General features: G+C 64.2%; 22 protein-coding genes. 8 read left to right on the forward strand and 14 right to left on the reverse strand.

Annotated elements, in window-relative coordinates; genetic code table 11:
• Window positions 1–23: 23 nt before the first annotated feature.
• The gene (locus tag ACVIIV_RS34090) at window positions 24–1652 is read left to right on the forward strand and encodes a fatty-acid--CoA ligase (RefSeq protein WP_456748099.1); all 1629 of its coding nucleotides are present in this window, start codon (window positions 24–26) and stop codon (window positions 1650–1652) included.
• A gap of 32 nt (window positions 1653–1684) precedes the next feature.
• Here the strand turns inward: ACVIIV_RS34090 and ACVIIV_RS34095 are convergent, their stop codons facing one another.
• Both ACVIIV_RS34095 and ACVIIV_RS34100 read right to left on the reverse strand, forming a co-directional pair.
• Window positions 1685–2767 (reverse strand): ISAs1 family transposase, encoded by a 1083-nt coding sequence (locus tag ACVIIV_RS34095; protein ID WP_456742802.1) that lies wholly within the window; start codon window positions 2765–2767, stop codon window positions 1685–1687.
• A gap of 243 nt (window positions 2768–3010) precedes the next feature.
• On the reverse strand, window positions 3011–4108 hold the full coding sequence (locus ACVIIV_RS34100) for an ISAs1 family transposase (protein WP_456742655.1): 1098 nt from the start codon (window positions 4106–4108) through the stop codon (window positions 3011–3013).
• Window positions 4109–4316: 208 nt separating this feature from the next.
• Between ACVIIV_RS34100 and ACVIIV_RS34105 the strand changes: the two genes are divergently transcribed.
• The gene (locus ACVIIV_RS34105; RefSeq protein WP_456748100.1) at window positions 4317–5171 is read left to right on the forward strand and encodes a DUF1499 domain-containing protein; all 855 of its coding nucleotides are present in this window, start codon (window positions 4317–4319) and stop codon (window positions 5169–5171) included.
• 101 nt (window positions 5172–5272) lie between these two features.
• Here the strand turns inward: ACVIIV_RS34105 and ACVIIV_RS34110 are convergent, their stop codons facing one another.
• The 4 genes from ACVIIV_RS34110 to ACVIIV_RS34125 form a co-directional block, all read right to left on the reverse strand.
• Window positions 5273–6196: an MBL fold metallo-hydrolase gene (locus ACVIIV_RS34110; RefSeq protein ID WP_456748101.1), complete on the reverse strand. Its 924-nt coding sequence runs from the start codon at window positions 6194–6196 to the stop codon at window positions 5273–5275.
• A gap of 156 nt (window positions 6197–6352) precedes the next feature.
• The gene (locus ACVIIV_RS34115; RefSeq protein WP_024340297.1) at window positions 6353–7567 is read right to left on the reverse strand and encodes an acyl-CoA dehydrogenase; all 1215 of its coding nucleotides are present in this window, start codon (window positions 7565–7567) and stop codon (window positions 6353–6355) included.
• A 133-nt stretch (window positions 7568–7700) separates the two neighbouring features.
• On the reverse strand, window positions 7701–8777 hold the full coding sequence (ribB, locus tag ACVIIV_RS34120; protein ID WP_456748102.1) for a 3,4-dihydroxy-2-butanone-4-phosphate synthase: 1077 nt from the start codon (window positions 8775–8777) through the stop codon (window positions 7701–7703).
• 176 nt (window positions 8778–8953) lie between these two features.
• Complete coding sequence (locus ACVIIV_RS34125; protein WP_456748103.1) at window positions 8954–10681, reverse strand: cation:proton antiporter; 1728 nt, start codon at window positions 10679–10681, stop codon at window positions 8954–8956.
• A 67-nt stretch (window positions 10682–10748) separates the two neighbouring features.
• Between ACVIIV_RS34125 and ACVIIV_RS34130 the strand changes: the two genes are divergently transcribed.
• Window positions 10749–11276 (forward strand): DUF3124 domain-containing protein, encoded by a 528-nt coding sequence (locus ACVIIV_RS34130; RefSeq protein WP_456748104.1) that lies wholly within the window; start codon window positions 10749–10751, stop codon window positions 11274–11276.
• A gap of 85 nt (window positions 11277–11361) precedes the next feature.
• The gene (locus ACVIIV_RS34135; RefSeq protein ID WP_456748105.1) at window positions 11362–12594 is read left to right on the forward strand and encodes an aminotransferase-like domain-containing protein; all 1233 of its coding nucleotides are present in this window, start codon (window positions 11362–11364) and stop codon (window positions 12592–12594) included.
• 19 nt (window positions 12595–12613) lie between these two features.
• Here ACVIIV_RS34135 and ACVIIV_RS34140 read toward each other — a convergent pair whose 3' ends face one another.
• Window positions 12614–12886 (reverse strand): helix-turn-helix domain-containing protein, encoded by a 273-nt coding sequence (locus tag ACVIIV_RS34140; protein WP_456748106.1) that lies wholly within the window; start codon window positions 12884–12886, stop codon window positions 12614–12616.
• A gap of 161 nt (window positions 12887–13047) precedes the next feature.
• Here ACVIIV_RS34140 and ACVIIV_RS34145 point away from each other — a divergent pair, with 161 nt between their 5' ends.
• Complete coding sequence (locus ACVIIV_RS34145) at window positions 13048–13500, forward strand: hypothetical protein (RefSeq protein WP_456748899.1); 453 nt, start codon at window positions 13048–13050, stop codon at window positions 13498–13500.
• A gap of 124 nt (window positions 13501–13624) precedes the next feature.
• Here ACVIIV_RS34145 and ACVIIV_RS34150 read toward each other — a convergent pair whose 3' ends face one another.
• The 5 genes from ACVIIV_RS34150 to ACVIIV_RS34170 form a co-directional block, all read right to left on the reverse strand.
• Entirely contained in the window at window positions 13625–14443 is an 819-nt protein-coding gene (locus ACVIIV_RS34150; protein WP_456748107.1) for an aldo/keto reductase, read from the reverse strand.
• Between the two features lie 143 nt (window positions 14444–14586).
• Window positions 14587–16152 (reverse strand): alkaline phosphatase D family protein, encoded by a 1566-nt coding sequence (locus ACVIIV_RS34155; protein ID WP_456748108.1) that lies wholly within the window; start codon window positions 16150–16152, stop codon window positions 14587–14589.
• A gap of 182 nt (window positions 16153–16334) precedes the next feature.
• Window positions 16335–16754 (reverse strand): hypothetical protein, encoded by a 420-nt coding sequence (locus ACVIIV_RS34160; protein ID WP_456748109.1) that lies wholly within the window; start codon window positions 16752–16754, stop codon window positions 16335–16337.
• A gap of 109 nt (window positions 16755–16863) precedes the next feature.
• The gene (locus ACVIIV_RS34165; RefSeq protein WP_456748110.1) at window positions 16864–17865 is read right to left on the reverse strand and encodes an NAD(P)H-dependent flavin oxidoreductase; all 1002 of its coding nucleotides are present in this window, start codon (window positions 17863–17865) and stop codon (window positions 16864–16866) included.
• Window positions 17866–17927: 62 nt separating this feature from the next.
• Window positions 17928–18665: an SDR family oxidoreductase gene (locus ACVIIV_RS34170; protein WP_456748111.1), complete on the reverse strand. Its 738-nt coding sequence runs from the start codon at window positions 18663–18665 to the stop codon at window positions 17928–17930.
• A 158-nt stretch (window positions 18666–18823) separates the two neighbouring features.
• On the opposite strand from ACVIIV_RS34170, the gene ACVIIV_RS34175 reads away from it, so the two are divergent.
• Window positions 18824–19297 carry a winged helix-turn-helix transcriptional regulator gene (locus tag ACVIIV_RS34175; RefSeq protein ID WP_456748112.1) on the forward strand — a complete coding sequence of 158 codons (474 nt, stop codon included), beginning with the start codon at window positions 18824–18826 and terminating at the stop codon, window positions 19295–19297.
• A 68-nt stretch (window positions 19298–19365) separates the two neighbouring features.
• Here the strand turns inward: ACVIIV_RS34175 and ACVIIV_RS34180 are convergent, their stop codons facing one another.
• Both ACVIIV_RS34180 and ACVIIV_RS34185 read right to left on the reverse strand, forming a co-directional pair.
• Complete coding sequence (locus tag ACVIIV_RS34180; RefSeq protein ID WP_198028190.1) at window positions 19366–19524, reverse strand: hypothetical protein; 159 nt, start codon at window positions 19522–19524, stop codon at window positions 19366–19368.
• Between the two features lie 22 nt (window positions 19525–19546).
• On the reverse strand, window positions 19547–19921 hold the full coding sequence (locus ACVIIV_RS34185; protein WP_456748113.1) for a PRC-barrel domain-containing protein: 375 nt from the start codon (window positions 19919–19921) through the stop codon (window positions 19547–19549).
• A gap of 144 nt (window positions 19922–20065) precedes the next feature.
• Between ACVIIV_RS34185 and ACVIIV_RS34190 the strand changes: the two genes are divergently transcribed.
• Both ACVIIV_RS34190 and ACVIIV_RS34195 read left to right on the forward strand, forming a co-directional pair.
• Entirely contained in the window at window positions 20066–21853 is a 1788-nt protein-coding gene (locus tag ACVIIV_RS34190; protein ID WP_456748114.1) for a thiamine pyrophosphate-requiring protein, read from the forward strand.
• 8 nt (window positions 21854–21861) lie between these two features.
• Window positions 21862–22089: a hypothetical protein gene (locus ACVIIV_RS34195; RefSeq protein WP_456748115.1), complete on the forward strand. Its 228-nt coding sequence runs from the start codon at window positions 21862–21864 to the stop codon at window positions 22087–22089.
• The last annotated feature ends 10 nt before the right edge of the window (window positions 22090–22099 follow it).

The following is a 22099-nucleotide window of genomic DNA, read 5'->3' on the forward strand; positions in this document are numbered from 1 at the left end:
CGACTTCTCGGAGGAACGTGAGAATGCTCGGTTTGATGCAAGATTGGCCCCTGCTCTGCCACCGGATCATCGAACACGCCGCCAGGATTCATGGCAAGCAGGAGGTGGTCACACGCTCGGTCGAGGGACCGATCCATCGCACCAACTACGCCGAGATCCACAAGCGCGCGCTCAAGGTCTCGCAGATGTTGGAACGCGACGGCATCAAGCTCGGCGACCGTGTCGCAACGATCGCCTGGAACACCTGGCGCCATCTGGAGGTCTGGTACGGCATCATGGGGATCGGCGCCATCTGCCATACGGTCAATCCCCGCCTTTTCCCCGAGCAGATCGCCTGGATCATCAACCATGCGCAGGACCGCATTGTGATGACCGATATCACCTTCGTTCCGATCCTGGAGAAGATCGCCGACAAGCTACCGAGCGTGGAGCGCTACGTCGTGCTCACCGACAAGGCGCACATGCCTGAGACCACGCTGAAGAATGTGGTCGCCTACGAGGACTGGATTGCCGAGGCTGACGGCAAGTTTCAATGGAAGGAGTTTGACGAGAACACGGCAGCCGCGATGTGCTACACGTCGGGCACCACGGGCGATCCGAAGGGGGTGCTGTACTCGCACCGGTCCAACGTGCTGCACGCGCTGATGGCCAACAATGTCGACGCGCTCGGCACCAGTGCGTCCGAGACAATGTTGCCGGTGGTTCCGCTATTCCACGCCAACAGCTGGGGCATCGCCTTTTCCGCGCCCTCGCAGGGCACCAAGCTGGTCATGCCCGGCGCCAAGCTCGACGGCGCCTCGGTCTATGAGCTGCTCTCGACCGAGAAGGTGACGCACACCGCCGGCGTGCCGACGGTGTGGCTGATGCTGCTCCAGCACATGGCCGCCAACAATCTCAAGCTGCCGGATCTGAAGATGGTGATCTGCGGCGGCTCGGCGATGCCGCGCTCGATGATCAAGGCCTTCCTCGACATGGGCTCGAACGTCCGCCACGCCTGGGGCATGACCGAGATGAGCCCGATCGGCACCGTCGCGGCGCTGAAGCCGCCGTTCCACAACGCAACGGGCGATGCCAAGCTCGACGTGCTGCAGATGCAGGGCTATGCCCCCTTCGCGGTGCAGATGAAGATCACCGACGATGCCGGCAAGGAGCTGCCCTGGGACGGCAAGACCTTCGGCCGCCTCAAGGTCTCCGGGCCCGCCGTCGCCAAGGCCTATTACCGCATCGACACCAACATCCTCGACGAGGAAGGCTTCTTCGACACCGGCGACGTCTCGACCATCGACGAGGACGGCTACATGCGGATCACCGACCGCTCCAAGGACGTGATCAAGTCCGGCGGCGAGTGGATCTCCTCGATCGACCTCGAGAACCTCGCCGTCGGCCATCCGGCGGTGGCGGAAGCCGCCGTGATCGGCGTGTTCCACCCCAAATGGGACGAGCGGCCGCTTTTGATCGTGCAGCTCAAGCAGGGCCAGCAGGCGACACGCGAGGACATCCTCAAATACATGGACGGCAAGATCGCAAAATGGTGGATGCCCGACGACGTCGCTTTCGTCGATGGCATTCCGCACACGGCCACGGGCAAGATCCTGAAGACGGCGCTGCGCGACCAGTTCAAGGATTATCGCTTCCCGAACGCGGCGGCGTGAGGCTTGGCGCCACCCTCCCCTGGAGGGTAGGGCTATCGCATATGGGCGAGAGTGGAGAGAAGGAAGTCGTTATTCCATCTGGCCTGGAGCATTTTGTGGCTGATGCGCGCGGGACCGGGCGTTGCCTGCAGGGCATTGATGGCCAGCTTGCGAATAAGAGCGAGATTTTCCGCAGCGTGATCCTTGCGGCTGCGGCAGGCGTCCTCGTCGAACAGAACGTCGAGAACCCAGTGCAGGTTGTTCTCGATGCTCCAGTGGGCGCGCACGGCCTCGAGCAGCTTTTTGGCCGACAGCAGGCGCGAGGCCAGGAAATATCGGACCGTATGCTTGGCGGTCTTGCCCGAGTTGGCGCGCCAACTGTCGATGCGGCCGACGGCGGCGATAGCAGGGAAGTCGTATTGCTTCGCCAACTGTGGCGCCGGCGCGATGATGGCCTGCCGGCGTTCGATGCGGCCGTGGGCGGTGGCCCTTCGTTGACTCGCTCGCGCAGCCTTTCGGGCTGTGTCGACCAGCGTCTTGGCGGCCTTGAAGAGCCGGCCACGATTGCTCTTGATGGCCAACACGTAGTGCCCCTTCCGGTCGCGGATGGCTTGCGCGGTATCGGGCCGGCAATGCAAGGCGTCGGCGGTGACAAGAGCTCCGTCCAGATCGAGCAGCGCGAGGACTTCGAGAGCTCCAGCAACCTCGTTGCGATTGGGGGCCTTCCGCTGAGCCAACGCCATACGCGTGCCGGCCGCCCAGACGTTGACCATATGCAGCGGCGTGGCCTGCCGGCCACGCGCGAAGGCTCCGCGCAGAGCCTTGCCGTCGATGCTGACCACGCCCTCGATGCCGAAGCTCTTGCTGAACTTGCGCAAAACCGCTTCCAGACCTTTCGGGTCCAGCGCACGGAAGACGTTGCTGAACGTATCGTGGCTCGGAATACCGTGCCTAAGCTCCAGGAATCGCCGCAACAGTTCCTCGCGGCCTTGGCCGAAGAACTCGAACTCGGTGCAGGTCTTGGCGCCAGCCAGCGTAGCCGCCAATGCAATGACAAGGATATCCACCAGATCGTGTCGGCTGTTGCTGGCGCGCGGATCCTTGAGCGGTCGAAACAGGCGCTTGAGCTTGCGCATTTAGGGCTCCCTCGGGAATCGAGAGACACCCAAAGAATCCAGTTCCAGCCGCTTGGCAACACCCCGCCAACGCCATATGCGATTCCCCTACCCTCCAGGGGAGGGTCGGCTCGCATTTGAGCGAAGCGAAAAATGTGAGACGGGGTGGGGTGATCTCTCCACACGGGCACCGCCTCAACGGAAAGACTGTCACCCCACCCCGCTCGCGCTGCGCGCGATCGACCCTCCCCCTCCAGGGTAGGGCTATCGCATGTGGCCAAGAAGCTCGAAGAGAAAGGCATCGTTCCATCCGGCGCGCTTAAGCTTGAGGCGCAAGGAGGTGGTTGTATCGGGATGGGCTCTGGCGACATTGAGGGCAAGACGCCGGAGTACGGCAAGGTTGGCCGGGGCGTTGTCCTTGCGGTTGCGGGCCAGATCCTCGTCGAGGACGACGTCGAGCGGCCAATGCAGGCCGTTTTCGATGGTCCAGTGAGTACGGACGATACGCAGAACATCCTTGGAGCTGTAGGCTTGGCTCATCAGGAAGAAGCGCTCGATGGCCTTGTCTTTGCCGCGCTTGCTGGTGATCCTGGCCACGGCCTTGATCCCGGGAAAGTCGTGCTTTTGCGCCATGTCCTTGACCGGTGCGACAACGGCAGTGCGCCTTTCCTTGCGCCCGTGATCGGCATCGGTGGTGGTGGTCGCTCTGGTTCCCTTGCGCGTTGCGGCACCGATGGCAGCCTTGGCGTCGGCCAACAGCGCCGGCTGGTTCTCCTTCACCGCCAGCACGTAATCGCCGCGCCGTGCCACAATCGCTTTGGCCATGCCGCGATGGCAATGCAGCGCATCGGTCGTCACCACGCAGCCTTTGAGCTGCAGAAGTTCGATCAACTGCAACGCGCCGGCAGCTTCGTTGTTGTTCGGCGCCTGCACGTTGGCCAGCGCCATGCGGGTCTGCGCCGCCCAAGCGGTCACCATGACGGGCGGCATATGGCTCTTGCCGCGCTCGTAGCCGCGCCGCAGCGCTTTGCCGTCGAGCGCGATCACTCCCCTCGGTTGTTTGATCTTCGCGCCTTCCGCAAAGGCCTTCATGAAGCGCTGGAAGGCTTTCTCGAACGCTGCCGGATCGAGCATGCGGAACACGCGGCTGAACGTGTCGTGGCTCGGCAGACCATGCTCGAGCACCAGCACACCCTCCCAAAGATAGGCCTTCATCCGCGCAAACAGCGCCATGTCGGTGCAACTCGTTGCCCCACACAGCGTCGCCATCAACGCAATGAACAAAATCTCCGTCAGATCGTGCAGCGCATTGTCCGCGCGCGGGTCCGGCAATTCCTCGAAGCACTCCGCAAATCGGTTCATCGGCCGCTCCATCCGAATCAGGAGCTACCTTCAGAATCAATTTCTCGCCGCTTCGCAATGACTTACAGAATCCCACATGCGATTCCCCTGCCCTGGAGGGGAGGGTAAGAGGGTGATCGACCCTTGAATTTGCCCCCGCGCCGTGGTCTCAACGGCCCATCGTCGCGCCAGATCGGCCGGCATCGCCAACCCCGGCAGAGCTCACTCGATGGCCCGCAGGTTTTCCGCTCCCTACCAGTCGGAGCCCGTGTCCAGCCTCGCGAGCTGGGCGCGCAATCTGGCCGTGTTCGCGGTGGTGGCGGTGGTGGTGTCGATCATCGTCGTCCGCTTCGATTTCCTGGAGCCGAAGCCGGCGCTTGTGACTTTCTTCGGCGGGCTCGCGATCGCCGGCCTCTCGATCTTGTTCGGGCTCGCCGGCTTTGCCGCGATCTGGCAGAACGGCTCGCGTGGCATGGCGCGCATCCTGCTCGCCTTCCTGATCGACGGCGCTATCCTCGCCTACCCCGCCTATCTCGGCCTGCAATATCGTAAGCTGCCGTCGATTTACGACATCACCTCCGATCCGATCGATCCGCCGCGCTTCGATGCGCTGGCGCGGCTGCGCACCGGCGAGGGCACCAACCCCGCGGTCTACGCCGGCCTCTATTCGGCGGAGCAGCAGCGCCACTTCTATCCCGAAATCGAGCCCGTCGAGCTCGATATTTCGGCCGACCGCGCCTATGCGATCGCGCTCCAGCTCGTCCACAAGCGCAAATGGATCGTGATCGATGAGCGCGCACCGCAGCCACCGCGCCGCATCGGCCGCATCGAAGCGGTCGCGCGCACGCCGATCATGGGTTTTCGCGAAGACGTTTCGATAAGGGTCGTGCCCGATGGCGATGATTCCCGCGTCGATATCCGCTCTGCTTCGCGCAATTTCGACAGCGATCTCGGCAGCAACGCCGCGCGCGTCAAAAAATTCATCGACGATCTCAACACCGCCGCCGATGCCGACGCGCTCAAGCCGGTCAAGAAGACGCCGGTCGCGCCGCCCAAGGCGCCGGCGAAGACGGTGAAAAAGTGACGCGTCAGCGTCATCCCGGGGCGGCGAACCCGGGATCTCGACATTGTGGCGCGAGATTCCGGGTTCGATGCTGCGCATCGCCCCGGAATGACGGCGGAGAGCTACGCGTTCGCCATCCGATATGTTCCGCCGATCACGGGGTCGCCATCCGTCGCGACCACGCCGCGGGCGACCAGGTCTTCGAGATGCGCCAGCACCGAGTAACCAGCGGCTGTCGTCAGCCTAGGATCGATACCGATATAGATCGCGCGGACCATGGTCGGGATGTCGGTCTCGCCCTTGGCGAGACGGTGCAGGATCGAGGCCTCACGCGCCTTGCGGTGACGGATCAGGAAGCGCACGAAGCGTGCGGCCTCGGGGATCTCGGGGCCGTGGCCTGAGAAATAGAGATCCTCCTCGCGTGCCGCGAGCCGGTCCAGCGAGTCCATGTAGTCGATCATCGAGCCGTCGGGCGGTGCCACGATCGAGGTCGACCAGCCCATCACATGATCGCCGACGAAGTTGAATTTTCGCTCGGGCCAGGCGAATGCCAGATGGTTGGCCGTGTGGCCGGGCGTCGCCACGGCCTCGAGCCGCCAGCCGCCGCCTTCCACGACGTCGCCATGTACGAGGTTGACGTCCGGCGCAAAATCGCGGTCGGCGCCGGATTCCGGATTGTGCTTCTCGCTCTCGAAACGCGGGCGCGAGGCGCGATGCGGGCCTTCGGCATAAACCGGCGCACCGGTCGCCCGCTTGACCCGCGCGGTGTTCGGCGAATGGTCGCGATGGGTGTGGGTGACGAAGATGTGCGTCACCGTCTCGCCACGCACGGCATCGAGCAGCGCAGCCGCATGCGCCTCGTCATCCGGACCCGGATCGATGATGGCGACATTGCCCTCGCCGACGATGTAGCTGACCGTGCCGGTGAAGGTGAACGGGCTCGGATTGTTGCAGAGCACGCGCCGCACGCCGGGGCGGACCTCCTCGACGATGCCGGGTTTCAGCGGGAAATTGCGGTTGAACGGGACGTCGTCGTTGTCGGACATGGCTTCTTCTTTGTTCTTGGCGTCATCCGGGATGGCCCGCGAGGGGCAGACCACAGGTGCGCAATTGCGCACCGGGGAATCTCGATGGAACAGGAATCATGCAGCCCGAGATTCCGGGTTCGCGCTTCGCGCGCCCCGGAATGACGGAGAACCAAATCAGAAAAACGCCTGAATGCCCGTGATCGCGCGGCCGAGGATCAGGGCGTGAACGTCGTGGGTGCCCTCGTAGGTGTTGACCGTCTCCAGATTGTGGACGTGGCGCATCACGTGATACTCGATCGAGATGCCGTTGCCGCCATGCATGTCGCGGGCGGTGCGGGCGATATCGAGGGCCTTGCCGCAATTGTTGCGCTTGACGATTGAGATCATCTCGGGCGCGAACTTGCCCTCGTCCATCAGGCGGCCTACTCGCAACGAGGCTTGCAGGCCCAGCGCGATCTCGGTCTCCATGTCCGCGAGCTTCTTCTGCACCAGCTGGGTGGCGGCGAGCGGCTTGCCGAACTGCTTGCGGTCGAGCGTGTACTGGCGGGCGCGATGCATGCAGTCCTCGGCGGCCCCTAACGCACCCCAGGAGATGCCGTAACGCGCGCGGTTGAGGCAGCCGAACGGGCCCTTGAGGCCGGAGACGTTGGGCAGCAGGGCGTCTTCCGGAACCACGACGCCATCCATCACGACCTCACCGGTGATGGAGGCGCGAAGTGAGAGCTTGCCGCCGATCTTCGGGGCGGAGAGGCCCTTCATGCCCTTCTCCAGCACGAAACCGCGGATCTGGTTGTCGTGCGCGGCGGACTTGGCCCAGACCACGAACACGTCGGCGATCGGCGCGTTCGAGATCCACATCTTGCTGCCGGTGAGGCGATAGCCGTCCGAGACCTTCTCCGCGCGGGTCTTCATGCCGGCCGGATCGGAGCCGGCGTCGGGCTCCGTCAGGCCGAAGCAGCCGACCCACTCGCCGCTGGCGAGCTTCGGCAGGTACTTCTTGCGCTGGTTCTCGTCGCCATAGGCGTAGATCGGATACATCACCAGCGAGGACTGCACCGAGTTCATCGAGCGATAGCCGGAATCGACCCGTTCGATCTCGCGCGCGACGAGGCCATAGGCGACATAGCTCGCATTGGCGCAGCCATACTCTTCCGGCAGCGTGATGCCGATCAGGCCGAGCTCGCCCATCTCGTTGAAGATCTCGCGGTCGGTCTTCTCTTCGAGGTAGGCCTTGGAGACGCGCGGCAGCAGCTTGTCCTGGGCGTAGGCGCGAGCGGTGTCGCGCACCATGCGCTCGTCTTCGGTGAGCTGCTCGTCGAGCAGGAACGGATCGTCCCACTGGAAAGAAGCCGCAGCCGGCTTATCCTTGGCCTGAGGGCGCACGCTCATGAAACGTCCTTTCGCGTCTGGTTCCGTCAATAATTGCCGGACAAAGTAAAGCGCCGCGGCAACAAGTTCAATTGCATCCTGGCTTCGTTCGTTCCGGGGCGGCGCAGCGGCGCGCACCCTCGAAGCGACGTGGTCAGCTTTCGAGCTGCTCGTTGGCGACGATCTCGATGCCGAAGCCCGACAGACCCTTGTAGTCGTGCACCGAGGAGGTGAGATGCCGGATCGAGGTGACGCCGAGGTCGCGCAGGATCTGCGCGCCGACACCGACCTCGCGCCACTGGCGGTTGCGGTCAGCCTCGGTCGCCGACTCGTCCGGCAGCGGCGCCACGGGGACACCGGCCGCGCCGTCACGCAAGTAAACCAGCACGCCACGGCCTGATTTCTTGAAATGCTCGAGCACGACCGCCATGCGCTTGTGGCCGGTGAAGGTGTCCTTGACGATGTTCGGCTTGTGGAAGCGCGTCAGCACGTTCTTGCCGTCGCCGACGCCGTTATAGACGAAGGCAACGTGAGCGATGGAATCGAACGGCGAGCGGTAGGCATAGCCCTGCAAGGGACCGATCGGGCTCTCGGTGACGAAAGTCGAGACCCGCTCGATCAGTTTCTCGCGCGCCTGGCGGTAGGCGATCATATCCGCGATGGTGACGTGCTTGAGCTTGTGCTCGGCGGCGAAGCGGGCAACCTGCTCGCCCTTCATCACGCTGCCATCGTCGTTCATGAGCTCGCTGATGACACCGACCGGCGGCAGGCCGGAGAGCTTGCAGAGGTCGACGGCGGCCTCGGTGTGACCGGAGCGCAAAAGCACGCCGCCGTCCTTGGCGATCAGCGGGAAGATGTGTCCGGGCCGGGCGAAGTCGTTGGCGCCGACATTGGGATTGGCGAGCGCGCGGCAGCACGAGGCGCGCTCCTCGGCGGAGATGCCGGTGCCGCCGTCGGGCTTATAGTCGATCGAGACCGTGAACGCGGTGGTGTGCGCGGAATCGTTGTGGGCGACCATCGGATCGAGCCGCAGGCGGCGCGCGTCCTCGGTCGTCACGGGCGCGCAGACGATGCCGGAGGTATGGCGGATGATGAAGGCCATCTTCTCGGCCGTGCAGAGCGAGGCGGCGACGATCAGATCGCCCTCGCCCTCACGATCCTCGTCGTCGGTGACGACCACGAGCTCACCCCCGGCAAAGGCCTGCAAGACTTCCTGAACGCTATCGGGCATTTCCCAATCTCTATCGGTTATGGCGGGGAGGCTTAGCCGGACTTGGGGCGGGGCGCTAGTCTCCCCAGCGCAACCACATATGCCTGACGGCAGGCCTGCCAAGGCGTTTCAGGCTTGCACCGGGCATACCAGCGATATAGGCGCAGATTGCCCGCAAGGAAGGCGGCCGGACGCCATCAGGGCAGCACCTCGCGGCGCTCGCCGAGGCGCTGATCGAGCTCGGCGCGCTTGTCCGCCAGCAGGCCGGCCTGGGCGGCTTCGATCACGGTAAACAGCTCATGTGCATCGCTGAGCCGGGTTACGGTGACGTAACTGGCGCCAGCCTCGTAAAGCGCGCCGACGTCGGCCAAGAGGTCGGCCGTGGCGACGATCAGGGCGGTCGGATTGAGCGCACGGACGTGGCGGACCAGCTTCTCGTTGGTGGCGCCTTTCAGCAGCGAATCCGGCACGCTGAGGATGATCATCTCGGACTTGCCGATGCCGGCATGGAGCAGCGTATCGACATTGCTGATGTCGCCATAGATCACGTGCAAGCCGCGCGAGAGCAGGGTCTGGTACACATTGGGGTTGAAATCGACCACGGTGATCTGCTCGAGCATCACAGGCGTCTGCCGTTCGATCTCGGCCAGCAGCGCGCTCGCGGCACGGAAGAAGCCGAGGATGACGATTCGGCGGGCTTCGCCATGGCCCTCGTGGCCCTCCTCGGCATGGCCGTCGCCGTGGTCGAGATCGCGCAGGCCGATCCGCTTCAAGGGACCGATCGCCCAGCGGGTGATCTCGTCGCTGCGGGTCATCACGAAGGTGGAGAGCACCGCCAGCACCACGAAGGCGAAGGAGGCCGCATTCGCCGTCTCGGCTGCGATGTGATGGTCGTTGATGCCGGTTTGGATCACCACCAGCGAGAATTCCGAGATCTGCGCGAGGTTGAGCGCCGGCAACAGGCTGGCGCGCAGGCCCTGCTTCATCAAGTAGAGCGGGGTGAAGGTGGTGACGAGGCGGCTCACCACCGTGAACGCCGCGATCATCAAGGCAAGGCTGATCACCGAGAGGCCGGGCACGGGAATGGTCATGCCGAGCGCAACGAAGAACAGCGTGATGAAGAAGTCGCGCAGCGTGGTGACCTTGGCGGTGACATCGAGCGCGTAAGGGAAGGTCGAGAGCGAGACGCCTGCGATCAACGCGCCCATCTCGCGCGACAGCGACAGCCTGTGCGCGGTCTCGGCGACCAGAAAGCACCAGGCGAGCGCGCCGAGCAGGATCAGCTCGGGCCGCCGGGCGATCTGGTGGAACAGGCGCGGCAGCACATAGCGGCTGACCAGCAGCGCGGCCGCGACCAGCACCGCGACGCGGCCGATCGAGAGCAGGATGACGCTGACCTGCAGATTGGCCAGGCTCGGCTGCACCGCCAGAAACAGGATGGCGAAGATGTCCTGGAGCACCAGGATGCCGAGGGTGATGCGGCCCGGCAGCGTATCGAGCTCGCGTTTCTCGTAGAGCACCTTGACGATGATGACGGTGCTCGACAGCGCGCAGGCGACACAGAGATAGACCGCATCGAAATGCCCGCCGCCGAGCGACAGGCCAATGCCGACGAAGTACAGGACCCCGAGCAGACAGCCGCCGAGCAGCTGGCTGCCCGCCGCGAACAGGATCACCCGCCCTGCCCGCACGATCTTCTTCAGGTCGATCTCGAGCCCGATCATGAACAGCATGAAGATCAGGCCAAGCTCGGAGATGACGCTGATCGATTCCTGCGAATGGACCCAGCCGGCACCGAATGGACCTATGCAAAAGCCGGCGATAAGGTAGGCCAGGATCAGCGGTTGCCGGGAGAAATGGGCGAGAAGGCCCAGCATCCAGGCAAACAGGATAGAGAGAGTGATGTCGCGAATGAGCTCGTGCATGCCAAATTGGTCCGTTTTGCCGCACCCTAGAGACGGGTTGCGGTGCGGCAAGCGAGCAATTCGTCACATGCGCAATGGGCTCTTCGCAGCCATGCTGCTCGGTCCCCTCGCCTTTGCCGTGCCCGCCGCCGCGCAATCCAAGGTCAGTATCGAACAAAACTTTACCGATTCGCTCACCGCGCTGCCGACGGAGGACCTCGCCGTCTCCGGGGGATTCTACGTGCCCGCCTATTCCAGCGTCGCGATGAGCCAGGGCAAGCTGCGTGTCGACTTCTCGGTGACGCTCAGCGTACACAACGCCTCCGAGACCCGGCCGCTGGTCGTCAAACGCATCGCCTATTTCGACACCGCAGGCAAGCAGGTCGAGAGCTATCTGAAGACGCCGGTGGCCTTGAGGCCGCTCGCCACCGTGTCGATCTTCATTCCGACCGATGACGTGCGCGGCGGGACCGGTGCCAATTTTCTCGTCGACTGGGCTGCCACCGGCGAGATCGCCGAGCCGGTGGTCGAAGCCTTGATGGTTGGCGGCATCGCCAACGCGCACTACGCTTTCATCAGCCAAGGCCGTCCGACCAGGACGGCCACAAAGAAGTGAGGCCGCCCGACTAGGACGGCCGGCAACAAATAAGGCGACCGGTGCAAAGCCGCCGCTCAACAAGAACAAAACGAGGAACGCTCCCATGACGTCCAGCTTCGATTTCGCGCCCCTGTTTCCGGCAGGGCTGCCGGCCCCCTCTGCGCGCTGGACGGGCCTTGCCAAGTACAGCTTCGTCGGCGGCAATAACGATTCCGAACAGGTGCCGCTCGACGAGCTGATCGAAGCGACCAACACGGTGCTGCGGCGCGAGGGCCGCTCGCTCGCTACTTACGGGCTGGCGCATGGTCCGCAGGGCTACCTCCCCTTGCGCGAATTCCTGGTGACGAAACTCAAGCGCGATGCCGGCATCGCCTGTACGGTCGACAACCTCCTGATCGTCTCCGGCTCGCTCCAGGCGCTCGACCTCGTCAACGCCACGCTGCTGGCGCGCGGCGACACCGTGATTTTCGAGCAGGAGAGCTATCAGGGCTCCCTGACCCGCCTGGCACGTCTTGGGGTCAACGTCGTCGGCATTCCCCTCGACAAGGATGGCATGCGCATGGACGTGCTGGCGACGACGCTCGCCGGCCTGAAGAGCCGCGGGATCCGGCCGAAATACATCTACACCATTCCGACGGTGCAGAACCCGACCGGCAGCATCATGCCCGAGAGCCGGCGCACTGAGCTGGTGCGGCTCGCAACCGAATACGGCGTGCCCATCTTCGAGGACGATTGCTATGCCGACCTCGTCTGGTCGGGGCAGCGGCCGCCCGCGATCTACGCGATGAGCCCGAACGGCGGGGTGATCCATATCGGCTCGTTCTCCAAGTCGATCGCGCCGGCGCTGCGCGTCGGCTTCGTCGTGGCGCCCTGGGAGGTGATGTCGCGGATGCTGGCGCTGAAGACCGATGCGGGCTCCGGTGCGCTGGAGCAGATGGTGCTGGCCGCCTATTGCAAGCCGCATTTCGCAAGCCATGTGCCGGCCCTGACGAAGGCGCTGCGCACCAAGCTCGACACGCTGATGGAAGCGCTGAACGAGCAGTTCGGGACGGCCGCCGAATTCGAGGAGCCGAAGGGCGGCATCTTTCTCTGGGTGAAGCTGCCCGACCAGGTCGATACGCTGAAGCTGTATCAGGCTGCGCTCGCGGCCGGCGTCTCGATCAATCCGGGGCCGGAGTGGTCGACCAACAAGGGCCATTCCAGCTCACGCCTGCGGCTGTGCTTTGCCAGCCCCACGCATCAGCAAATCCGCGAGGGCGTCGCCGTGCTGGCCGAGGTCTGCCGTAAGGAATTCGGCGTGCCGGCCCGCAGCGCCAATGTGGAGAAGCTGGCCTGAGGCCTGGTCGAGCGTCTCCTCACGCCGCCTGGGGCTGGCTGCCGTGGATCGCGGATGCCAGCCGCAGCAACAGGACGATCGAGACGTTGCCCTTGCCGGCCTCGATCTGGGCGATATAGCGCTCGGAGATCCCGGATCGGCGGGCCAGCTCGCGGCGGGACAGATCGCAGCGCATGCGCGAGGACCGTAAGCGATCGCCCAGCTCGGTTAGAAACGCGGCCTCGGAATATGGCGGTTCGGCACAGCTCCCCGGCAGCACTTCGCCCGCAAAATCCATGACTTGATTCAGCATTGGTCTATCCACGTTCGCCTTCGGGAACGCCATCCTACCCTCGAAACGCCCTGCCTCATTGACGCGGATCAAATTCGCGAGCGATCGGCAGCTAGCGTGGAACGGCCGCGAGCGTGATGCTACACTTTGGAATTCTTCGAGGCGGGGTCTTTCAGGACATGATGCGTTGTTTGAGCCGCTGGACCGCTGCGGCTGCGGTGCTGTGGGTCGCGTTCACCTCCATGGCCGGCGCCGAGACGCTGGCTGCAACCGTGGAGCAATGGGGCCTGCTCGGCTCGTGGGCGGTCGACTGCGGGGCCCGGCCCGACCGGGACATGGGGGCGCTCCTGACTTACGAGATCCGGAAGGACGGACGGGTGATGTACCGCCGCGATTTCGGCGAGGCCAGGGACGAGAACGAAGTGGTGTCCGCCACAGTCAATGCCGAGGGCCTGCTCAATGTGATGGTGTACTTCCCCACCCTGCGCCAGGCGCGCGAATTTGGACTGCTGTTGCAGAAGGACGGCAGCCTGCGCGCGATCTACAATCGCAGCGAGCGCGGCGAGTACACGATCAGGGATGGCAAGTACGTCGCCACCGCCGCACCAACTCCCGCGCAGCAGCGCTGCGGTTAGCCGCCATTATCAAGCGCAGCCATCGCCACTGGCGCCTCATGCGCAACGCGAATGAAAATGGCCCCTCGCGGGGGCCATTTCCTTGCGTGCTCTCTTCTCTCACAAGGGCAGCGGGTGACAGCGCCTAATCCCATGCCGGTGCGAAGCCGGGATTGACGCAGCGCTTGTCCTTCGCCAGCCCAGCGATCTTCCTGCGATCGGCATCGTCGAGCGTGATCTTCAGCGCGTCGAGATTGGCCTGTTGGCTCTCACGGCGCGAGGCCTTCGGGATCGCGGCGACGCCGTCCTGGTCGAGCAGCCATTTCAACGCGACCTGCGCGGCGGTCGCGTTGTGCCTGGTGCCGATTTCGGCCAGCACCGGATCGGTCGCGAAACGTCCTTGCGCCAGCGGACAATAGGCAACCAGCGGAATCGACTTGGCCTGGAGATAGGCCAGCACCTTCGATTGATCGAGCATGGCGTGATATTCGACCTGATTGCAGGCGATCGGCGCCTTGATGTCCTCGACCGCGACCTTGAGCAGCGCGGTGGTGAAATTGGCAACGCCGATGGCCCGCGTGCGCCCCTCCTCCTTCAGCTTCATCATGGTCTCGAACACCGCGCCCCAGTTCGCAGCCCTCGACGGCCAGTGCACGAGATAGAGGTCGACATGGTCGAGCCGGAGCTTTTGCAGGCTGGCGTCGAAAGCGCGGCGGATCGCATCCGGGGGGAGGTTCTCGTGCCAGACTTTTGTGGTGACGTGCAGCTCGCCGCGCGGCACGCGGGACGACGCGATGGCCGAGCCGATCGACTCCTCATTGGCATACATTTCGGCGGTATCGATGTGGCGATAGCCGATCGACAGCGCGTTCTCGACCGCGGCACGGCAGGCATCGCCCTGCATGCGGAAGGTGCCGAGGCCGAGCTTGGGCATGCTGATGCCCTGTGTTTTCAGATGATCCATGAAAAAGGCTCCTGAGGTAATTCATCCCACCGGACGCGCGGTGAGACCGCGGCGACGGACTCTTCGGTGATGGAAAAGAAGTGGCGGGAGCAGCAACTATAGTGCCGAGGTGCCGCACGGCCAATCAAGATCGGGTTAGCGGCCTACCAATGCTGCGCCACCACGGCCGGACGCACCTGCGGCTGCGGCACGATATCGACCGACCAGAGGTCGCGATTGTCGACATCCTTCAAGGTCACGGTCATCACACCGCTGCGGCCATCGATGTCGACCCTGCCGAAGAACTGCAAGCCGAAGCAGGGCGCCAGATTCTCGCCCTGCGCGGGGCTACAGCCATGCTGATACATCGCAACCGGGCCAAAGGTGTCGTCGAGCTCGCCAGGTCCCCAGGTGCCGGCATGCAGCGGGCCGGAGACGAACTCCCAGAACGGGGCGAAATCCTGGAATCGCGCCTTGTTCGGATCGTAATAGTGCGCGGCGGTGTAGTGCATGTCGGCAGTGAGCCAGACGATGTTGCGGATGCCGGCGCGCTTGATGGACGCTAGCAAATCAGCAATCTCGTGCTCGCGTCGGTCGGGCGGCCCATCGCCGAGCGCCACGGCATCCAGGCTGATCAGGCCGATCGGCAAATCGGCCGCGATCACCTTCCAGGTTGCGCGCGAGGCGGCAAGCTCGCGCTTCAGCCAGGCGAGCTGCTCGGCGCCCAGGATCCAGCCGCGGTGATCATCGCCTTTGTTCCAGCTGTCATCGCGGTAGCTGCGCATGTCGATCATGAAGACGTCCAGCAGCGGCCCGTAGGCGATCTTGCGATAGACGCGGCCTTTTCGCGCGCCGATGTCGCGGATCGGCATAAAGTCGAAGAAGGCGCGGCGGGCGCGCGCGACCAGGCGCGGCGTGCCGTCGTCCTCGTAGCCGGACTCGTCATGGCTGCCGGTGGGCGACCAGTCGTTGGTGACCTCGTGATCGTCCCATTGCGCGAACATCGGCACCTCCGCGTGGAAGGCGCGGAAGTGCTCGTCGAGGTGGTTGTATCTGTAATTGCCGCGGAACTGCGCCAGCGTGTGCGCGACCTCCGATTTCTCCTCGGTGACGAAGTTGCGCCATGTCTCGCCATTCGGCAGCTTCTGCTCGGCAGGAATCGTGCAGTCGGCATAGATGTGGTCGCCGGAATGGATGAAGAAATCCGGCCGGTTGTCGAGCATCGTCCGATAGCTGCGATAGCCGCCGCGGGAGACGTCGATGCCCCAGCCCTGCCCCGCGGTGTCGCCGGACCACAGGAACGAGATCGATTGGCTAGCTGCCGGCGCGGTGCGGAAATGGCCGATGCGGCTTTCGCCGGCAAGACCGGTGGCAATGTCGTCGAAGCGGACCCGGTAGAAGATGTCCTGCCCGGGAGGCAGATCGTTCAGCAGCAGTTTTGAGGTGAGATCGGCGTCAGGCAGTGCATCGCCGGAGGCTGACGCGATGATCGTCTTGAAGCTCTCGACGGTCGAGCATTCCACCTGCATCCGAGCCGGCCGGTCGGCGCGCGCCCAGACCACGGCAGAGCCGCCCGAGACATCGCCGGACTGGATGCCGCCTGCGATCTGCGGGCGATCAGCGGCGCGGCTCAGGTGAGGCTTCGCAAGCGAGGCGATGGCGAGGCTGGAGACGGAGCGGACCAGGAACTGCCGCCGGGTCCATGCGCGCGAGGCGCGGAGCGTTGCCATTCAGGAGACCTTCGTCGAATCGCGACGAAAGGTGCCTGCGCTCCTTGTCTTCCAGCTTACGGTTTGTTGACTCCCCGCCTACGGTTTTGCGACGCAGGGATGACGTAGGAGATGCGGCCGGAACAACGGCCTACTCCCTCTCCCCGCTTGCGGGGCGAGGTGAAGCGGTCGCAACGCCGCGGCTAGCGCTTCCAGTTGCAGATGCCACCGGAGCGGCAGGGCCAGGTCTGAATGCGCGTGTCCATCGCCTGTGCATCGAGCGGATTGCCGCGGCGATTCGCGAGCTTGGCGCGGGCGGCGCCGCGGGGCTGTGCGCTCCTGGTATGCGCGACCTTCGGCTCGGCCACGCGGACGCGTTCAGCCGCAACCTTCTTCGGGACGTCGACGGGCACAGCGCGCGCCTGCGCCTCGTTGCCGCCGCGCGCTTCGAGTGCGACCGGTGCGAAGTGCGTCTCCGGCCCGAGACGCTTCGGCGACAGCACAGCCTTGGACAGATCGAGGCCGAGATATTCGTCGGGCTTGTAGTCGTCAGCGCGCGCAATGCCGCCCCCTGCGATCGCGAGGGCAAGGGCAATTGCGAAGGGAACGCTTTTCAGGACCACGGACGCCTCCTGAAATTGATTTATTAAAGGGGCAATTTACCCCTATTTAGGAGGCGTCACGCGCAATTCCAGCGGTCAAATGCGGCCGTGGTTAAGAAGTTTGGTGGTGTCAGGCGACCTTTCGCGTCGCTTCCGCCCCGTCCAGGAACCCGATCAGGCGACTGCGAATGATGGTTTCCGCCTCGCCCATGATGCGATCAATGAGCTCCTTGCAGGATGGGATGTCGTGGATCAGGCCTGCGACCATGCCGCAGCTCCAGGCGCCGGCGTCCATCTGGCCGTCCAGCATGATCTTGGGATAGACACCCGCGACCTGATCGTGGATATCGTCGATCGTGAGCTTGGCGCCCTTCTCGCGCTCGATCTCGACCAGGCGGTCGACATTGGCGTTCTTGAGGACGCGCTCGGTATTGCGCAGCGCCCGCATGATCAGGCGGGTGTCGAGCTCGGTGGCCGCGACCAGCGCGTTCTTGACGTTCTGATGCACCGGCGCTTCCTTGGTGGCGATGAAGCGCGTGCCCATGTTCATGCCGGCGGCACCCAGCGACAGCGCGGCGACGAGGCTGCGCCCGTCGGCCATGCCGCCGGAGGCGACGAACGGGATCTTCAACTCCTCGGCCGCGCGCGGCAGCAGGATCATGTTGGGAATGTCGTCCTCGCCGGGATGTCCACCGCATTCAAAGCCGTCGACGCTGACGGCGTCGCAGCCGATGCGCTCGGCCTTCAGCGAGTGACGAACTGACGTGCATTTGTGGATGACCTTGATGCCGGCGGCCTTCAGCGCGGGCATGTAGGCTTCCGGGCTGCGCCCTGCGGTCTCCACCGCCTTGATGCCGCCCTCGACGATGGCCGCAATGTATTCGGGATAGGGCGGCGCCGAGAAGGTGGGCAGGAAGGTGAGGTTCACCCCGGACGGCTTGTCGGTCATGTCGCGGCAGCGCGCGATCTCCTTCGCGAGCAATTCCAGCGTCTTCTGCGTGAGACCGGTGATGATGCCGAGTCCGCCGGCATTGGAGACGGCAGCGGCCAGCTCGGCAAAGCCGACGAAATGCATGCCGCCCTGAATGATGGGGTGCTCGATGCCGAACAAGTCGGTGATCGCGGTCTTCACTTAAGTACCTCCCGGAATTTGCTTGATGTTGAGATCAGTCTAGCCGGACTTTCGCGCCGCGATCACCATTTCTCTCCGAACGGGCGGATTTCCATCTCGAAGGTCCAGGCAGTCTTGGGCTGCTGGTAAAGCTGCCAATAGGCATTGGCGACCGACGACGGCGGCATCAGGAGGTCGGGATTATCAAGCGCATTCGGCCCGAGCGCCTCGAGCCGCCGCTGACGCACCCATTCGGTGTCGACCCCGGAATCGATGATGAGATGAGCGACGTGGATGTTCTTCGGCCCGAGCTCGCGCGCCATCGCCTGCGCGACTGCGCGCAGGCCGAACTTGGCGCTGGCGAAGGCGGCAAAGCCGCTGCCGCCGCGCAGGGAGGCCGTGGCACCAGTGAAGAAGATGTTGCCGCCGCCGCGCGGCAGCATCAGCCGCGCCGCCTCGCGCCCTGCGAGGAAACCGGAATAGCAGGCCATCTCCCACACTTTCCGGAACACGCGCTCGGTGGTGTCGAGGATCGGGAAATTGACGTTGGCGCCGACATTGAAAATGCAGACCTCCAGCGGCGCGTGCTTGTCGGCATCATTGAGGAAGGCGATGACTTCATCTTCCTTCCGTGCATCGAGCGAGCGCGCGTGGATCTCGCCACCTGCGGCCTCGATGTCTTTCACGAGCGGCGCGAGCTTGTCGCCATTGCGGCGGCCGGCGAAGATCGAGAACCCTTCGGCGGCAAACCTCTTGGCGATCTCGGAGCCGATGAAATCTCCGGCCCCGATCACGGCGGCGGTCGCGTTTCGCTTGGGCAAGGTTGCCTCCTCCGGTGAGAACAGGTGTCGTTGGGCCGGAGGCTATAGTTCTAAAATAGAACTGTCAAATCCGGGCACACAATGCTACTGTTCGGCTCGAAATTGTGTTGATAGTTCAGATCAGTTCCTTTTTCAGACTTGGACATCGGAGACCGCACATGAAATGGGACACGCTGGACGAGGAGCCCTGCTCGCTTTCCCGCACCGTCGCCGTGGTCGGCGACCGCTGGACGCTGCTGATCCTGCGCGAGTGCTTCTTGCGGGTGCGGCGGTTCGAGGCGTTCCAGTCCTCGCTCCAGATCACGCGCCACCTGCTCTCGGAGCGGCTGAAGAAGCTGGTCCGCTTCGGCATCCTGCGCCGCGTCCCCTATTCCGAGGCACCTAAGCGCTACGAATACATCCTCACCCGGAAGGGGCTCGATCTCTACCCGATCATCATGGCGATGGTGCATTGGGGCGACACCCATATGGGCGACGAGCGCGGCCGCCCGCTGCTGCATGAGCACAAGGCTTGCGGCAAGCTGTTCGATCCCGTCATGGTGTGCTCGGAGTGTGGCGAGGCGCTGCATGCCAAGCAGGTGCACGTGCATGCGGGACCGGGGCGGAGGGAAGCAGGTCTTGGAACGGCCTAAACTCTAGTGCCCGCGCGCTGGCACTCTCAAATCGATCGGGCACAGCACCGCCGCAATGGGGCGCAGCTTCAGTGCGTGTTCGTCTCGTGCCACTTCTCGAGATCGGGCTTCACCTTGTCCGACGCCTGTTCCTTCTCGGGATTGCCCTTCCAGGGCTTATCCGTCTGCCGGTGCGAGCCCCAGTCGTTCTGCTGCCGGGGATCGTCATTGGGCCGTTCCTTGCTCATCGATCTCCCTTTCCCTGAAATCTCAAACGAAGGGAACGCCGTAATAGGAGTTGATGCCGCGCACCGCGGCATCGTCACTCCAGTTCCAATCGCTTCGTGCGCCGTATTTCGGCGCACCCTCCAGCTCCTTGGTGGTGATGCCGGTGACATAACCGCCAAGCTCGGTGTCGTATTTCAGCGACTGCCAGGGCAACGGGTAGTGGTCGTTGCCCAGCCCCAGGAATCCACCAAAACCGAGCACGGCGTATGACACCCGTCCACTGATCTTGTCGATCATCACGCGCTCGATCGTACCGATCCGGTTGCGATCGGCGCCATAGACCGAAGTTCCCTCGACCTTGTCGCTGCCGATCAAACGGCCCGTCTCGCTGCGATCCAGTTCGTTTTGGTTCAACATCGAAATTCTCCCACTCAGCCACGTGCAAAACCAACCGGATAGGCACGCGATCGTTCCGGTGCATGTTCCGTGAGCGGGTCAGGAACATCGCACGAAACGAGCGGTTCTCTGGGTTTCACAACTGCCAAGCCAAGGCCACGCGCAATGTCCCAGACCGTCTCCGACTTCATCGTCCAGCGTCTGCATCAATGGGGCGTGCGCCACATCTTTGGCTATCCTGGCGACGGCATCAACGGCGTGTTCGGTGCAATGAACCGGGCCGAAGGCAGGATCGGGTTCGTGCAGGCGCGGCACGAGGAGATGGCGGCATTCATGGCAACCGCTTACGCAAAATTCTCGGGCGAGATCGGCGTCTGCATTGCGACCTCTGGCCCCGGCGCCTCGCATCTCGTCACCGGGCTCTACGATGCGCTGCTCGATCACCAGCCGGTGCTGGCGATTGTCGGCCAGCAATCGCGCAACGCCCTCGGCGGGCACTATCAGCAGGAACTCGATCTTCTCTCGATGTTCAAGGACGTCGCCGGCGCCTACGTCATGCAGGCATCCTCGCCTGCGCAAGTGCGACACCTGATCGATCGTGCGGTGCGGATTGCGCTGGCGCGGCGGACCCCGACCGTGATCATCCTGCCGAACGACCTGCAGGAAGAGCCTTACGAGAATCCGCCCCGCGCACACGGCACCCTGCATTCCGGCATCGGCTATAGCGCACCCAGCATCACGCCGCGCGAGGCGGATCTCGACTGCGCCGCGGAGGTGCTCAACGCCGGCAAGAAGGTCGCCATGCTCGTCGGCGCGGGCGCGCTTGGCGCCACCGACGAAGTCATCGCGGTCGCCGACCGGCTATCGGCCGGCTGCGCCAAGGCACTGCTCGGCAAGGCCGCGCTGCCCGACGACCTGCCATGGGTCACCGGCTCGATCGGTCTGCTCGGCACCGAGCCCAGCTACAACATGATGATGGAATGCGACACGCTGCTGATGGTGGGCTCGGCCTTTCCGTACGCCGAATTCCTGCCGAAGGAAGGAGCGGCGCGCGGCGTGCAGATCGACGTCGACGCCGGCATGATGTCGATCCGCTTTCCCATGGAGGTCGGCCTCGTCGGAGACGCCGCCGAGACGCTGCGCGCATTGTTGCCGCGACTCCGGCCCAAAGCCGACGACGCCTGGCGCAGGTCTATCGAAGACGACGTTGCGAGCTGGTGGAAGACGTTGGATGACCGCGCGCATCAGCCCGCGGCGCCCGTCAATCCACAGCTCGTCGCCTGGGAATTGTCTCCCCGCCTGCCCGACCGCGCCATCATCACCAGCGATTCCGGCTCCTGCGCCAATTGGTTCGCGCGGGACTTGAAGATGCGGCGCGGCATGACAGCCTCGCTTTCCGGCGGCCTCGCCTCGATGGGGGCCGCGGTGCCTTATGCGCTCGCGGCCAAATACGCCCAGCCGGACCGCCCCGTGATTGCGCTTGTCGGCGACGGCGCCATGCAGATGAACAACATGGCCGAGCTGATCACCGCTGCGAAGTATTGGCGCGATTGGAAAGATCCGCGCTTCATCGTCTGCGTCTTCAACAACGAGGATCTCAACCAGGTGACCTGGGAGCAGCGCATCATCAACGGTGATCCCAAATTCGAGGCTTCCCAGCGCATTCCCGATGTCTCCTACTCGCGCTTCGCCGAGCTGATCGGTCTGCGCGGCATCTTCGTCGACAGCCCACAGCTGCTCGGCTCGGCCTGGGAGCAAGCGCTGGCGAGCGAGATGCCCGTCGTGCTGGAAGTGAAAACCGATCCCGAGGTGCCGCCGCTGCCGCCGCATATCACGCTGCAGCAGGCGAAGAATTTCTCACTCGCCCTGATGAAGGGCGATCCGAACGAAAGCGGGATGATCAAGGGAGCAGCGCGGCAGGTGCTCGAATCGATCCTGCCCGGAAAGCAATGAGGCGAACCATGAGTGACTTCCGCGATATCCAGCACGGCGTCAACGACCCGGTCGACGGCGTCGACGTGAAGTGGCATTTCAACGACAACAGGACGCCGCATGAGCGGGCGCAGCGTCATGCGGACGTCCGGGCTGACGCAACCGCTACGCCGGCCGAGCCGTTTCTGCCCGAGCGGCTTCGACGCAAGCCGACTGATCCCATCAATCCGCGGACCGGCCGGCATCCCGCGGATTGACCGCTAGGAA

This window comes from Bradyrhizobium sp. USDA 4354 (genome assembly GCF_054060315.1).

Coding starts and splice junctions, on each gene's coding strand:
- ACVIIV_RS34090 (WP_456748099.1), top strand. CDS start 24: ATGCTCGGTTTGATGCAAGATTGGCCCCTGCTCTGCCACCGGATCATC.
- ACVIIV_RS34095 (WP_456742802.1), bottom strand. CDS start 2,767: ATGCGCAAGCTCAAGCGCCTGTTTCGACCGCTCAAGGATCCGCGCGCC.
- ACVIIV_RS34100 (WP_456742655.1), bottom strand. CDS start 4,108: ATGAACCGATTTGCGGAGTGCTTCGAGGAATTGCCGGACCCGCGCGCG.
- ACVIIV_RS34105 (WP_456748100.1), top strand. CDS start 4,317: ATGGCCCGCAGGTTTTCCGCTCCCTACCAGTCGGAGCCCGTGTCCAGC.
- ACVIIV_RS34110 (WP_456748101.1), bottom strand. CDS start 6,196: ATGTCCGACAACGACGACGTCCCGTTCAACCGCAATTTCCCGCTGAAA.
- ACVIIV_RS34115 (WP_024340297.1), bottom strand. CDS start 7,567: ATGAGCGTGCGCCCTCAGGCCAAGGATAAGCCGGCTGCGGCTTCTTTC.
- ribB (WP_456748102.1), bottom strand. CDS start 8,777: ATGCCCGATAGCGTTCAGGAAGTCTTGCAGGCCTTTGCCGGGGGTGAG.
- ACVIIV_RS34125 (WP_456748103.1), bottom strand. CDS start 10,681: ATGCACGAGCTCATTCGCGACATCACTCTCTCTATCCTGTTTGCCTGG.
- ACVIIV_RS34130 (WP_456748104.1), top strand. CDS start 10,749: ATGCGCAATGGGCTCTTCGCAGCCATGCTGCTCGGTCCCCTCGCCTTT.
- ACVIIV_RS34135 (WP_456748105.1), top strand. CDS start 11,362: ATGACGTCCAGCTTCGATTTCGCGCCCCTGTTTCCGGCAGGGCTGCCG.
- ACVIIV_RS34140 (WP_456748106.1), bottom strand. CDS start 12,886: ATGCTGAATCAAGTCATGGATTTTGCGGGCGAAGTGCTGCCGGGGAGC.
- ACVIIV_RS34145 (WP_456748899.1), top strand. CDS start 13,048: ATGCGTTGTTTGAGCCGCTGGACCGCTGCGGCTGCGGTGCTGTGGGTC.
- ACVIIV_RS34150 (WP_456748107.1), bottom strand. CDS start 14,443: ATGGATCATCTGAAAACACAGGGCATCAGCATGCCCAAGCTCGGCCTC.
- ACVIIV_RS34155 (WP_456748108.1), bottom strand. CDS start 16,152: ATGGCAACGCTCCGCGCCTCGCGCGCATGGACCCGGCGGCAGTTCCTG.
- ACVIIV_RS34175 (WP_456748112.1), top strand. CDS start 18,824: ATGAAATGGGACACGCTGGACGAGGAGCCCTGCTCGCTTTCCCGCACC.
- ACVIIV_RS34180 (WP_198028190.1), bottom strand. CDS start 19,524: ATGAGCAAGGAACGGCCCAATGACGATCCCCGGCAGCAGAACGACTGG.
- ACVIIV_RS34185 (WP_456748113.1), bottom strand. CDS start 19,921: ATGTTGAACCAAAACGAACTGGATCGCAGCGAGACGGGCCGTTTGATC.
- ACVIIV_RS34190 (WP_456748114.1), top strand. CDS start 20,066: ATGTCCCAGACCGTCTCCGACTTCATCGTCCAGCGTCTGCATCAATGG.
- ACVIIV_RS34195 (WP_456748115.1), top strand. CDS start 21,862: ATGAGTGACTTCCGCGATATCCAGCACGGCGTCAACGACCCGGTCGAC.